Origin of the sequence: Nonomuraea sp. MG754425 (assembly GCF_021699195.1) — a bacterium.
GTDB lineage: Bacteria > Actinomycetota > Actinomycetes > Streptosporangiales > Streptosporangiaceae > Nonomuraea.
The window spans coordinates 35,403-48,377 of record NZ_SSXE01000050.1 but is presented as its reverse complement, the minus strand read 5'-3'; the positions used below and the strand labels follow the sequence as shown (position 1 = coordinate 48,377).

The window sequence follows — 12,975 nt, the reverse complement described above, 5'->3', positions numbered from 1 at the left end:
GTCACCGCATTAGCTGTCGTACCCGTGGCGAGGTGGCCGGCCGTATCTCCACAGGAGGTAACCGAGCGGCAGCACGAGCACCAGCAGCCGAACAGGGGCATCGCCGAGGCCGTCGAACTGGAGTTGGTACAGCAGGCCGGCGCGCAGGGATTCGTCCCGGGTGAGGAGAGGGGCGAGGCCCAACAGCCCGTACACCACCAGGGCGTCCATGACGGTCGTCAACGCGCGCCGCCCAGAGATCGGCAGCGCGGGGGAGTTCGATGCGAGCAGCACCAGCAGGGCAGCCGCCAGCAGGCACAACTCCCAGAGTCCCCAGCCGCCGGACAGAGCCTCGAACCAGTCCGGGGTGAACATGGGCAGTGAGCCCGAGCAGATGTTGTCCCCCTGGTAGTCGGCCGAGAGCGGCCGGGCGAGCGCGAGCAACGCCAGCACCCAGGCTGCACGTGGTCCGGCCGTCGCCGAATGCCGTCGCATCAGGGCGACCAGGACGGCCAGCAGGGGCACGGCCCAGGTCGTCGCGAGGTCGGTGAGGGTGGCGAGGTCGTCGCGCAGCGGTAGGAACGGCGAGTGGTCGATCGCGTCGTACGGACGTACGCAGCTCACTACGCCCTCGGTGAAGCCTCCGAAGTGCTCCTTGCCGTAGTAATCCTCCGACATGCTGATGGCCGTGAACAGCGAGGACCAGTCGAACCTGGTCTTCCAGGTGTCCCAGGTGGGGTAGGCCGCAGCGGCGAGGGCCGCCATCCAGGCTAACGGGGCGGAAGGTGACACGTCAGAGGCTCCTTTTGCTTCTGGCGCACCCTATCGGTGATCTTGAGCGACGAGAGCTGTGGCTGTTGGAGAGGGGCATTCCGTCCCTGCGACTGACAGACGTCACAACATGTCGGATACGGCACGTGAGCCGCAGACACCGACCTTAATTTTCGAGCAGGTGGCACCCGTACTGTGCTCCTGCAGGGCGGTCATCTCCCGGCCCAGGACATCGACCTTAGAAAGCACGCCAGCGGCGAGGTGCGTCGGGATTCCGCAGCGAGTTCATGCGATTGCGGAACTCCCGGGCTATGGCCGCGTCTTCGTCGACGTTCTGCATGAGCCACGTCGTCATTTTCAGCTCATTGATGTCTCTAAGCACCGGGTAGCCTTCCCAGGCCAGAACATCGAATCCGTACCGCTCCGCGAACCGGTCATATTCGGTGCGCGTTCCCCAGCCGACGGCGTGCTCGATGGCGGTGACCGCGAGGTCCGTCTCCGGCGGGCCGAATGCGAAGCGCTCGAAGTCGATGAGCAGGACCCTTCCATCGACGGTCCTGATGAGATTCTCGTTGTGTGCGTCCCCATGAACTGCGCACGGCGTGAGAGGGAAGGCCAGCTCGTCGTACGCGCTCTGCAACTCGTGTCGCCGTGTCAGCAGGAAGTCTCGATCCTCATCGGTGAGGACGGACGCCGCGTTGATGCGTTCGGAGACGCGGCTGAGGATGTCCATCGCCGGCAGCTCCAGGTCGGTGGGGACGGCCAGGCCGTGGAACTCGCGCAGGACGCCGGCCAGGTCGTCGAGGGTCGCGGGCGAGCCGCTGTCGGGGATGAGGTGCCAGAGCGTCACCGGGTGACCTCTGACGATGAGCGGTTGGTTGTGCGCTGTCGTTCTCGCCGCCGGTATCCCGGAGTCGTTCAGCCAGGCCGAGACGGCTACTTCCTTGTGTACGTCGTCCAGCACCTCGACGCTGCGCGCGATCCTCACGACCACCTGCTCGGCGGGGAGTGCGAACAGAGCGTTCTCGCCGAGGCGGATCAGGCGGGCGTCCTGGCTGGCCAGCCCGGTGCTCTCGCAGGTCTCGTGCAGGGTCGCCAGTGCTTCGGTGGTGGTGAAGGGGATCGAGGGCGTCTGGGATACGGTCACGTGTCACCTTCGGCTCGTGATTTGACGACGCGGCCCATGCCGGGCCTTTTCTCGATGACTCCTTCCGCTTCCAGCAGCGCGAAGGCGCGCCTGATGGTGATGCGGCCGACGCCGCGTTCTTGGGCGAGTGCATTCTCTCCGGGCAGGACGGACCCCACAGCGAGCTTGCCTGTGGAGATGTCCTGTCGGAACTCGGCGGCGACCGCGTCGGCTCGGGTTTGCGCGTGCTCGGGGCCGCCGACGAACCAGCCCTTGCCGTGGACGGCTGTGATGAGCCGTTCGCCGGCCAGGAGTTGCAGCGCCTGGCGGGCCGTGCCCTTCGACACCCCGAATTCCTCCGCTGTTGCGGCCTCTCCGGGCAATTGCTGGCCAGGCACCAGCTCGCCGTTCTCGATGCGCCCTCGGAGCGTCTCGGCGATCGACTCGTACTGTGTTGTTGCTGCCCGCGGGGCTGTGGGGTCCTCGCTCTTCACGCGCCAGCCACGGCCGGCCTCGCTGGCCACCAGCCCCGAGCGTTCCAGCTCGGCGACCGCCTGCCGTACGGTCCCTCTCGCCACGCCGTACGTGCCGGCAAGGGTTGATTCGGAGGGCAGCATGGCACCGGCCGGCAGATCACCCTGAAGGATGCGAGTGCGGATGTCCTCTGCAATTCGGACGTAGATACGGGCGTCCTTCGCCTTGCTCATCGCGCTCCCTCGCCGAGGCACAGTGTCTCTAGGGTAGGGCGGGGGACACGGCCACTGGCGAAGCTTCGCGGACCATGTCACCCCTTGGTCTTTCCCTACGCGCAGCGAGGGGACGCCGTGCAGAACCAGCTTGTTCACGCTGGTGGGCAGGCGTCGATCTTGTCGGGCGTGCCGCGCAATCCGCAGAATCCTCCATCTCAGCGTCCAAGCCCATGACCCCTCGCTGGCCATCGCGGCCACGGCGGTTCGCACTTTGCCGCGGAACACCGCAGATTGGATCAGCTCTCTTGTTCCCAGGGAGTTGCTCTGATGGCGGTTCACGTGGCCTTCCCCGGAAGTGCCCGGCCGCGCGGCTTGGGACGAGCAGCCATCCGAGCCCGAACCTTCCGCTTGTGCTCGTCCTCGTGAGGGATGAGTAGCGCCTCCCAGACGGACCGTGCATGCCGGTACAGTCCTCTGGCCGTCTCCTCGTACTGGCCTGTAGAGGTGCGCCGGAGGATCAGGAACTGCCCGCCCTGGCAGGCCCACTCAAGGGCACCGCAACATGAGGTCTCCGTGATCCGGATGCGGTCCCTCGGAGGACGCAGGTACGGCTCCCACTCAGATACGCGCTCGTCAGGAGGCTGGGTCATGCTCCGGTTCCCCTGCGCCGTACTGCCTCACGTACCGGTAGACCTTGCGACGGCTCCGCTGCCAGGTGCACCTGTAGGCGAGCTGCAGGCGCGAGTCGGCGACCAGCTCCCGCTGGACGCCGTAAGCGACTTCGCCGGCCGTCAGCTTGGGCAGCGGCCTCGCATGCCATAGACCCGCGTTGTCGCACCAGATGTAGAAGCGCCTGAACGCACCGCGCAGATCAAGCTCACACGCCTGCTCAAGCGTCGAGGTCATGCCGGCCGTCCTTGCAGTTGGCGAGCCGGACGGATGTGTGGAGGTTCTCCGGGATTCTCGATGTTGCCGATCAGAGTCGACTGCCAGGCCAAGGCGGCCGCAAGCGCAATCGCGTCCTCGCACCTGACGATGCGCATGACCCCCTCCGCCACCAGCTCGACGGTCAGAGACAGGTTCGGCACGGCGGTCCACCACAGCCTTTCCGCGGAGTCGAGCTCCAGAGTGATGTCCCACGCCGGATAGGTGCCGCGCAGAACGGAGAGCTGACGATCCCGCAAGCCCTGTATGAGCGCCGCCAGTGCGGAGGCTTGGCGAACGCTCTGAGCCGTGGCCCTCAGCAGCTCGTCCAGCCCGGCTTTGGTGTCGGCGTCTAGGTGATTCGTGTCCCAGTACACGAATCCATCACAACGCTGAGTAACGACGCGTAGACAGATGTGATTGGGGGACACTGGGGGCGGCGACCGTGTCCCCCAACTCGGTGGTGAGGTGCGACGGCATGCTGGAACAGCCCAGAACTCCCCGGTGGGCCGAACGCCTTCGTGACGAGCGACGTCAGCGCGGCTGGTCACAGAAACAACTGGCCAGACACCTGTTCCAGGCGGCGGGCGTGGAGATCGCCTTGCCCGAGTTCGACTCGGTCGTCCGCAGAATCAAAGATCACGAGGCGGGCAACAGCCGTCCGAAGGACCCCTACCCCTTGCTGTACTGCCGCGTGTTCGGCATGGACGAGGCCGTTCTCTTCGACCACGACGGCGAGCTAGTGGGGACGCTGCCCACGAGCGGCGACTTGATCGAGCACACAGCCTGGATCGAGCAGACCAACGTCGGCAACAGCACCATCGCCATGATTGACGAGACCCGTTACCACCTGACGCAGCGCCACACCCAGACCGCCCCCGCGCCACTGCTCGCCGATGTGCTCCGCCTGCACCGGCGAGTGCTGGCGCTCCTGCGGGGTGGCAAGCAGCGACTTCACCAGACGCGTGAGCTGTACCGGATCGACGCCGAACTCCTCGCCCACGCCTGCATCCTGCTGGGCGACCTGTACGACGACGAATCAGCCATCGTCCACGGTAGAGCCGCCCTCCTGTCCGCCCAAGAGGCTGGCGCGAGCGAGGCGGCGGCATTGAGCGCCCAGGCCAAGACCGAGCGGTGGCGATGCCGGTACGCCGTCTCTGCCGACGCAGCCAGACGCGGCTACGAATGCAGCCCGCCCACACCTCTGCGAGTACTCCTGGCCAGCCAGGAAGCGAATGCCGCAAGCCTGCTCGGCGACTTCGGCCGAGCCCGAGAAGCCCTCCACCGAGCGGACGAGGCGGCCGGTTCCGTGGGCGGCGACTCCGGCGTGACGCCCTGGTCGTGCCCAGCACCAAGGCGGGCACTGTACGCCCTGTCGGTGGCACTTCAGGCCAGCGACCATGCCGCGGCACTACAGGCGGCAGCGGCGGCCGACGACGCATGGGCCAATGGCGCTCCCTGGGTGGCTGGCACGTGGGCACAAGTGCGCTTCGGCGCCGGAATCGCGTACGTGATGATGGAGGACCTGGACGCCGCCGCCGAACAGGTGACGCCGGCCCTATCCCTGCCGCCCGAACACCGACTGTCCACGATCACCAACTACCTGGTGCGGATGGATGCTCGATTGGCCGCACCTCGGTTCCGCGGCTCGGATATGGTGACCACGCTGCGCGAGCAGATCAAGACGTTCAACTCCGCTCGGGCTCTGCCCGCCCCTGTCGAGGAGGATGCGTGAGCCCGTTGCCAACGCGGATGGTGAACCGCTGGGAGAAGCGACGAGCGCTCATGCTGCCGCCAGGCCAGGGCCAGCTCTACTGGCATGTCCTCCTGGGAGAGGACCCCGAAGCGCAGGCCATCGTCCAAGAGGCTCACGACCGCCTGGCCGGCCTGCCCGGCCTCGACCTGGTGCCGCAGAAGTTCATCCACCTCACCACGTTGGTCGCCGGCTACTCACACGAGATCACCGACCACCAGGTGCGCGTGATGGCGGAGGAGGCTACGGCCCAACTCGCCCGAGTGGCACCCATCACCGTCACGCTAGGGCGCGTGCTCTACCACCCTGAGGCGGTGGTCCTGGAGGCGCGCCCGGCGGACCGTCTCCGCCCACTGCTCGAAGCGGCGAAGTTCGCCACGCGGGCGGCCACCGGCCGTGATGGTGCTCTCGCTCATACAGCGTGGGTACCGCACGTCACTGTGGCGTACAGCAGTGCTGACGGCCCGGCGGCTCCCATAATTACGGCCCTCGGCAAGCAACTCCCCGAGCGTGATGTCACTATTCGTAGTATCCACATCGTCAACCAGGATGGCCCGGAGACGGTTTGGGACTGGCGTCCGTTGGCGCAAGTGCGGATCGGGACCTCGTGAGGCGTCGGCGTCACTACGTGACCCTTGACGCCCTGCTCTTCACCACATGACCTGCCGATCAGCTCATTAAGGCCGCGGAAGCATCGCCAGGTTCTGCGTGGGAATCGCCTGGGCTGGTCGTGGAGGATGAGCTGCCCGGCGAGTGATATGGCTGGCGGGCGGCGGTTCTGCGGAATACTGCGGCAATCTGCTGACTCGCCAGGGTCATTGTGCGGTTGCCGCGTCCGAGCCGCTTGACCTGCGACAACGCCTTGACGTATCAATTTTGCGGATTACGCGGGACGCGTCTCCCACACATCGGTTGAACCGTCAAGGATCAACTGGGTTTTTCATGCCCATCATGCACGCACAGAGCCTAGTCAGAGGCGTGATCACCTATGGTGATCGTCAACTGGATGAGGACCCGCTCCACGGTTTCAAGGGCAGCCCGCCTGCGGCGGCCTGCCGCGCGTCGGGCGGTCGCTGGCCGCGCTGCGGCTCTTCGGCCGGTCGTGGCCAGCGCCGCCCGCACGAAAAGGGGCCGAGCCTGGGACCTTGCTGTAACGACGCTTCCCGGAGACAGGAAGCGTCTACACTCGATAGCCCCTACCTCCATCAGACGAACGGCTCAGGCGGATGAGTGATCGCTTCTGGCTGTACGACTGGATCGACGAAAAGGGCATCCAGTCAGAGAAAGATGTACGGAGAATCATAAAAGACGGTCTACTTATGGAGAGCTTGAGCGCATCGCACAAGCTATTCCTTATGAGGTAGAGACCGTGAGCTATGACGGCCTCTATGTCCTCGCTGGCAGAGGTATGGATCTTTCTGGTGAACTGGACTGCAATGCGTGGGAGTGCCAGAAGAAACAGGTGGATGTTCTCTTCTCTCGCACTTGGCATTACTTCAACAAGATTGTGGTAACTGGACTAACTCCCGAGAAATTCCAGGAAAATCTACGTGATCAATATTTTCGGAAGGTTGCACTCGAATCGCAGCTGCGACTGCTGCTATATCTCAGAAAAATCGGTGCCGAAAAGCATCTAATGTTCCGGCAGAAAGCTCCCGCCTGTCAGCTACATTTCGAAGACCATCTACAAGAGGCGGGGCTGGATCATCTGAAAGATGCCGCTACACAAATAGTCGGAGAATTGGCTCGAACTGGAAAATGTAGAATTAGCAAAGCGTGTGAGGGGCATATTCACTACTCATATGACCACTCGATTCTCGAACATACACAGTGGGGGGTAGTGAGAGTGGAGCCTGGAGCGGATCCGGCTCGCTGTATTGCAGAAGACGTTTTTAAGCTGTTCTCTGCGCACATGGTGGCGGATGTCCGCACCTCAAAAATAATCGGGGCCCCGCTTTCATTAGTCGTGGGATTACATCGTGAAACATTTCACCGGTTGACGGATGCCGATGAACATTCCGTCGCCTTGGAGCTTGCGCTACCCTTCCTGGAAGGAGTCCCAGTCGGAGACATCCTCAAAATCAGAGATGATGAGTACCTATCCTTCGAGAAGTTCCGCTCGGCGCTCAGGAGTGCCATAAAAGAAAAAGTCGCCGCAGTCGGTGATCGCTCATCTGTCGATATAGCTGACGAAATAGCAGACGACATGATACTCCCGGCTCTCAATGAGATAGCGTTGAAGCTGAATAAAGCGCAACAACTGCTAACACGGAAGTCCGCGCTCAGCGTAGGCGTAGGCGTGGCGACCACTCTGATCGGAGCGCTCGGAGGAATGCCGCTACTCCTACCTGCCGGCATCGCATCGATTTTGTTGCCCTCCGGCGCCCATGCCATTAAATACCTTGAAGAGAAAAGAGATGTTGAGCTGTCCGATATGTACTTTCTATGGAAGTTGCAGGGTCGAGCAGACGTCCGGTAATGCAATTATGCTTGACATGTCAATATTATCTAGTCGATTGTATAGTTGGTGATATGCGCTTCGGTATATCAATCCTCGCTCTGCTCTTTTACCGATGAAAAGCCGGCGCAGGGCCATGATCACAGCATGCGCCCCAGGTCACTTCCTGGCACTTCCAGTTCACCAACTACTGCTGTTGCTGTACGGCAGTGTGTACAGCAATCCCACCTCATGCCGTCCCACCTCACCGGTTCGCATCTCCCGCTACAGCAGGGCGAGGAGCCGTCGGCGAGATGACTGCCCTTCCCTTCGGATCAGAAGGTGGCGCGGCTGCTGAGGCCGTGACGATCGTGGACTTCGGTACCCGTCGTACGGGCTGGGGCGATCGCCGGCAAGGCCCTCCTTCGTCGGCCCTTGCCACCGGGGGACCACGGTTGAGTGACAGCAGCGCTGACAGCAACGTCCCCACACGCCGACGCATCCGCGCCACCATCCACATGCGCCTTATCGCGGCCTCCATCACCCGAGCAGGGTGATTGCTCCGCCTGAAAAGCGGACGATCGTACTGCCGCCAGACCGGGCTACGACATTCGAGGCCGACATCAGGGCCGCTCGGCAGACGGAAGACGCGCCAACAGGGGCGCCCTCAAGGCGCGAGACATAGGCGCATCTCTGCCTCCCTCGGGGACCAATGAACCTTGATCGTTCCCAATGCGTTCCCTGTGGAGGGCAGCTCGGGATAAAAGCACAGGTCAGAGCCGTGTTGGGACGGGTCTGTAAAACCGTCGGCTCAGCCTACGCAAGTTCGAACCTTGCACCTGCCACACCAGCAAGAAGAGGCCCGTCACCAGCGGAAACGCGGTGGCGGGCCTCTCGCTTTGCGTCCGGCTGTCTATGGCCGTCAACGGCGCTCTACGGTCGCTCGCGTCGGATGCGCGTCGGCGATCAGTCGGTCTCTCGCGGCGGCTTCAGCGCGTCGCCGATCAGCTTGCGGGCGAAGCCGTCCTGACCCACGATGCACGTCGCGTAGCCCCGTAGAAGCACGTTCACGCTGTGTCCTGCCCACTCGGCGACTTGGGGAGCCGGGACCCCGGCGTTGAGCCATGTCGAAACGCAGGCGTGCCGCAGGTCGTAGGGCCGGGCCGCGAGCGGTGAGGCGGCTTCCACCTTGCCCTCCGGCGGGGTGATCGGCGTGTGGTGCTTGGGGCGTGGCTGGTTCAGGTGGGAGGGGTGTGCGTCCGTACGGGGATGTGGCCGCGTAGGTTGTTGCAGCAGATGGAGAAGCCGCTATGGCGAGGGCACTCGACCTCGTCAGACGTTGGGCAGAAGTAGATGTCCGGGCAGCCGCAGTCGTAGAAGTGCGGCAGTGGGTGAGGGAGTTGCGAGGCGGTCACATGCTCCAGAATGCATGATCAGGAGGGTGCCGGCAGTACCTGCTCTTACTGATCGTCGAAGTTCAGCGGAGCGGTTACCTCGAGAGCCCCTGATCATCGACAATCACGTTGTGCGTCTTCTCTTGAGGTCCGCCTTGGCAGGGTCTGTGGTGGCGTTCTTACTGTTGTTTCTTCTCCACTGGCCGACCCATGATTCGAATTCCGAGCCCAAGCTGGCGATTGCGTTCGTGCTGGCGCCGTTTCCGCTCAGTATGGTGGCCGCGTGGCTGGCCCGCGGTCCTGCATGGCCGATCGTCGGGTTGGTGGCGGCTTTCGTCATGCTGGCGCTCGCGTTCATCCAGCCGGATTATGACCTCTGGGTGTCTGGTGGGAATCTCTCGTTCTTCCTCTTCATAGCGGTCCCGGCGGTGACCGGCTTCACGTTTACGTGCTCAGCTCTGCTCCTCGGGAAGATCGCAGGATTGCTGGCAGCAGCCGTAGGAAGGTGACACCATCGCCTGATGGAGCCGGTGACCAAATTGGGTGGCCAACCGGTTTCGGCTTCCCGGGGAGGAGACGGCCCCACGATGAGTGCGGATCTTGCTGTTGAGCTGGTGCCGGCCAGTCCGGCTGTGCTTGGGGAGGGTGTGCTCGCCAGCGCCTTTGTCGGTCTCGTAGGCCCCAGCGCGGGATGAACTCCTGAAGGTCCGTTCGGGGGCTCGGTGTTCGGGTGGGTGGCCTGGGCCGGTTCTGGGCGCTGGCGGGGCACTTTACGCCGGCCCGCCGACACGAGGGCGATGGTCATCCAGTTGATCGCTCGTGGCGGGTGTCAGAACTTGCCGGTGTGTACGTCGATGCGGTGCCTCAGTTGCTCGCTCAGTTCCGCGTGGAAGCTGACGCCGAGAGGTGGCCATCCCCAGAAGTCGAATGCGAGTGCCCCCAGGGCGAAACCGGACCCGTAGAGCCACTCGGTGACCGGGACGGAGGCTTCACACGAGGAGCAGGTGACGCTTCCTTCACCGGTCTCCTTCCAGGTGTCGATGCCGTCGCTGAACGGTTGCCAGACCTGCTGATTCGCCTCCCACTCGTTCGGGTAGTCGATGATCACGGTTGTCGTGTCACAGCGCGGGCAGGTCGCGGAGTCCGCCTCGCTCATCCCTTGCCCTCCGACGTGGGAATCCCGCCCGACGATGACGGCCACCGGGCCCGGTATCCACGACGGGTCCGAGGAATCGGCCACCGCCCGCGCCCAGTTGGGGCCGGGCTCGTAGCCGACGTCTACCTGCAGGCTGTACATGCCGTCGCTGGACGTCTCGCGCGTGATCAGTCCCTCGGAGACCAGCCAGTCGACCATACGGTCGGCGAGCAGCCCAGCCTCTTCGCCGGTCACTTCGACATCGACGACCCGCTCGAAGTAGTCACCCATAGTTCTTCAACTCCTCCTTGGTCACTGGTGCCCACTGTGCCACCACTTCTGAGCGCCGGAGAAACCAGGGCGGCGGCTGGTCGTGGTGCTGTTTGTGCGTCATCAGGAGGGGCAACCACGACCGGCCTCAGCCGCTCACGCGGAGACACAGCATGCCGGCCAGAGATCCCTGAGGTCCCTTCATTCGGACGTGCGGGCATTCTTGTGCTCTTTACCGGGAGTCAGGTGAGAAGCGTCGAGGTCCGGTGAAGATGCGGTCTTCTGGATCAGGGGGGTTTGGCGAGGTGGACGCGTGAGTGGTTGCATGACAGCCGCACGGGGCTGAAGAGGAGCGCGGGTGGTCGTGGGTGGATCTCCGGGGTCGGGTGGGTCTTGAACCCGTGCGGGAAGGATCTTAGCCTCGATCGGGAAGGCAGAGCCGCTGCGTCCGCCAGGGCACGGCCCGCACCTGGAGGTACGGTGACCCTCGACCCGAGCCCCTCCTTCGACCGCATCTCGGCCGGATACGACCCCGACCCGGCGCTGTCGATGTCCCTGCACGCCGACGCCTACACCGACCCGTCGTGGTTCGGCGTCGATCAGCGGGCGATCTTCGCCCGTACGTGGCAGTGGTTGTGTCACGTGGAGAGGTTGCGGGAGCCGGGCGCGTACGTGACGGGCACGGTGGCCGGTATGCCGGTCGTCGCGGTCCGGGACGAGGCCGGCACGCTGCGCGCGTTCTACAACGTGTGCAAGCACCGGGCGCACGAGTTGCTGTCCGGTTCGGGGGTCCGGCGCAGCATCGTGTGCCCGTACCACGCCTGGAACTTCGACCTGACCGGACGGTTGCGGCGGGCGCGCAACACCGGCGGCATGCCGGGTTTCGACGTCTCGGCGGTGTGCCTGGACCAGGTCCAGGTCGCCGAGTTCGGCGGCATGGTGTACGTCAACCTCGACCCCGGGGCGGCCCCGCTCGCGGCGCAGACCGGGGAGCTGGGGGCGGAGATCGCGGCGCGGGCGCCGGACGTGGCCGGGCTCACCCTGGCCCGCCGGCTCACCTACGACATCGCCTCCAACTGGAAGAACGTCGTGGACAACTTCCTGGAGTGCTACCACTGCCACGTGGCGCACAAGGACTTCGTGTCGCTGGTCGACATGAGCACCTACCAGGTCACGACGTACGGCATCTACTCCAGCCACATGGCCCAGGCCGGCCGGACGGACAACTCCGCCTACGACGTGTCGGGCGCGACGGTGACCGAGCACGCGGTCTGGTGGTTGTGGCCCAACACCTGCCTGCTGCGCTACCCGGGACGGGGCAACTTCATGGTGTTGCAGATCGTCCCCGACGGCCCGGAGCGCACGCGCGAGACCTGGGACTTCTACCTGGAGAGCGCGGAGCCCGACGCGGCCGAGCTGGACAGCATCCGCTACATCGACGAGGTGCTCCAGGTGGAGGACATCGCTCTGGTGGAGAGCGTCCAGCGCGGCATGCGCACCCCGGCGTTCACCCAGGGGAAGATCGTCCATGATCCGGGCGGGTCCGGGCTGTCGGAGCACGCGGTCCACCACTTCCACGGCCTCGTCCTGGACGCCTACCGGCGCGAGCTACGCGGATGACCAATCGTCACTGACATACCAGGATTAAACCGGGCAGCCGTAGCGTGATCCGCACTTTGTGGTGTGGAGGCGAATGGATGTTCCTGGTGCTAGGCCCCCTTCGGGTGGTGGTGGACTCCGAGACGGAGATCCCTGTTCAGGCTGCCAAGCAGCGAGCCATCCTGGCCACCCTCCTGCTGCGAGCGAATCGGACGGTCTCGTTCGACTTCCTCACGTCGGAGTTGTGGCCGGACGGTCCGCCGCCCACGGCCAAGACGAGCCTGCAGACGTACGTCTACCGGTTGAGGCGGGCCATCGGTCCCCTCGCCCCGCGAGGCGTCGAGCTGCGCACCGAGGGCGCCGGGTATCACCTGGTCGTCCCGGACGCCGCCGTCGACCTCGAAGTCTTCGAGCGGCTGATCACCGCCGGCCACGAAGCCCTGAACACCGGAGAGCCCGGCGTGGCCGCCGAGTGCCTGCGGGAAGCGCTCGGGATGTGGCGCGGCCCGCTGCTGGCCGACGCGGACGTCGAGGGCGTCCGCCAGGAACGTGTCCGGCTGGAGGAGGTCCGCCTGAACGCCCATGAGATGTGCCTGGAGGCGGAGCTGCGGCTCGGCCACAACATCCGCATCGTGTCCGAGCTGGAGCAGTTCATCGCCGCCCAGCCGTTCAGGGAGACCTTGTGGGCCAAGCTGATGCGGGCGCTGAACGCCGGTGGCCGCCGCATGGAGGCCCTCGCCGCGTACCGCAGGCTCTACCGGGTTCTCGACGAGGAGCTCGGCATCCAGCCGGACGCCGAGGTGCAGCGGCTCTACCAGGACATCCTGCACGGCCGTCTGGGCGGGCCGGTCCTGTCGGGAGGGCGGCAGCAGAGCTGAGCGCCGGGTCCGGCCGCCCG

Annotated in this window: 12 protein-coding genes, 1 tRNA gene and 1 pseudogene; 7 read left to right on the top strand and 7 right to left on the bottom strand. The window is 64.7% G+C overall.

Annotated elements, in window-relative coordinates; genetic code table 11:
• Positions 1-9: 9 nt before the first annotated feature.
• The 5 genes from FAF44_RS19245 to FAF44_RS19225 all read right to left on the bottom strand — a co-directional run bounded on the left by FAF44_RS19245 (position 10) and on the right by FAF44_RS19225 (position 3,866).
• Complete coding sequence (locus FAF44_RS19245) at positions 10-771, bottom strand: hypothetical protein (RefSeq protein WP_237104575.1); 762 nt, start codon at positions 769-771, stop codon at positions 10-12.
• Positions 772-988: 217 nt separating this feature from the next.
• Complete coding sequence (locus tag FAF44_RS19240; protein ID WP_237104574.1) at positions 989-1,897, bottom strand: aminoglycoside phosphotransferase family protein; 909 nt, start codon at positions 1,895-1,897, stop codon at positions 989-991.
• Positions 1,894-2,583, bottom strand: a complete 690-nt coding sequence (locus FAF44_RS19235) for a GntR family transcriptional regulator (protein WP_237104573.1) — start codon at positions 2,581-2,583, stop codon at positions 1,894-1,896. Before FAF44_RS19235 ends, FAF44_RS19240 begins: the two co-directional genes overlap by 4 nt.
• Before the next feature lie 615 nt (positions 2,584-3,198).
• Positions 3,199-3,471: a hypothetical protein gene (locus FAF44_RS19230; RefSeq protein WP_237104572.1), complete on the bottom strand. Its 273-nt coding sequence runs from the start codon at positions 3,469-3,471 to the stop codon at positions 3,199-3,201.
• Positions 3,468-3,866: a hypothetical protein gene (locus FAF44_RS19225; protein WP_237104571.1), complete on the bottom strand. Its 399-nt coding sequence runs from the start codon at positions 3,864-3,866 to the stop codon at positions 3,468-3,470. Before FAF44_RS19225 ends, FAF44_RS19230 begins: the two co-directional genes overlap by 4 nt.
• 101 nt (positions 3,867-3,967) lie before the next feature.
• Here FAF44_RS19225 and FAF44_RS19220 point away from each other — a divergent pair, with 101 nt between their 5' ends.
• From FAF44_RS19220 to FAF44_RS19205, 4 genes are all read left to right on the top strand, one after another.
• Complete coding sequence (locus FAF44_RS19220; RefSeq protein ID WP_237104570.1) at positions 3,968-5,224, top strand: hypothetical protein; 1,257 nt, start codon at positions 3,968-3,970, stop codon at positions 5,222-5,224.
• On the top strand, positions 5,221-5,853 hold the full coding sequence (locus FAF44_RS19215) for a 2'-5' RNA ligase family protein (protein ID WP_237104569.1): 633 nt from the start codon (positions 5,221-5,223) through the stop codon (positions 5,851-5,853). Before FAF44_RS19220 ends, FAF44_RS19215 begins: the two co-directional genes overlap by 4 nt.
• Positions 5,854-6,611: 758 nt before the next feature.
• Complete coding sequence (locus FAF44_RS19210) at positions 6,612-7,721, top strand: hypothetical protein (protein ID WP_237104568.1); 1,110 nt, start codon at positions 6,612-6,614, stop codon at positions 7,719-7,721.
• Positions 7,722-8,422: 701 nt separating this feature from the next.
• Positions 8,423-8,529 (top strand) — tRNA-Tyr (locus FAF44_RS19205).
• A 116-nt stretch (positions 8,530-8,645) separates the two neighbouring features.
• On the opposite strand, the pseudogene FAF44_RS19200 reads toward FAF44_RS19205, so the two are convergent.
• Positions 8,646-8,864, bottom strand: a pseudogene (locus tag FAF44_RS19200) (integrase); the annotation flags it as partial.
• Between the two features lie 379 nt (positions 8,865-9,243).
• Here FAF44_RS19200 and FAF44_RS19195 point away from each other — a divergent pair.
• Complete coding sequence (locus FAF44_RS19195) at positions 9,244-9,582, top strand: hypothetical protein (RefSeq protein ID WP_237104567.1); 339 nt, start codon at positions 9,244-9,246, stop codon at positions 9,580-9,582.
• Positions 9,583-9,902: 320 nt separating this feature from the next.
• On the opposite strand, the gene FAF44_RS19190 is transcribed toward FAF44_RS19195, so the two are convergent.
• Entirely contained in the window at positions 9,903-10,499 is a 597-nt protein-coding gene (locus tag FAF44_RS19190; RefSeq protein ID WP_237104566.1) for a hypothetical protein, read from the bottom strand.
• Positions 10,500-10,958: 459 nt separating this feature from the next.
• Here FAF44_RS19190 and FAF44_RS19185 point away from each other — a divergent pair, with 459 nt between their 5' ends.
• The gene (locus tag FAF44_RS19185; protein ID WP_237104565.1) at positions 10,959-12,098 is read left to right on the top strand and encodes an SRPBCC family protein; all 1,140 of its coding nucleotides are present in this window, start codon (positions 10,959-10,961) and stop codon (positions 12,096-12,098) included.
• 77 nt (positions 12,099-12,175) lie between these two features.
• Complete coding sequence (locus FAF44_RS19180; protein ID WP_237104564.1) at positions 12,176-12,955, top strand: AfsR/SARP family transcriptional regulator; 780 nt, start codon at positions 12,176-12,178, stop codon at positions 12,953-12,955.
• The last annotated feature ends 20 nt before the right edge of the window (positions 12,956-12,975 follow it).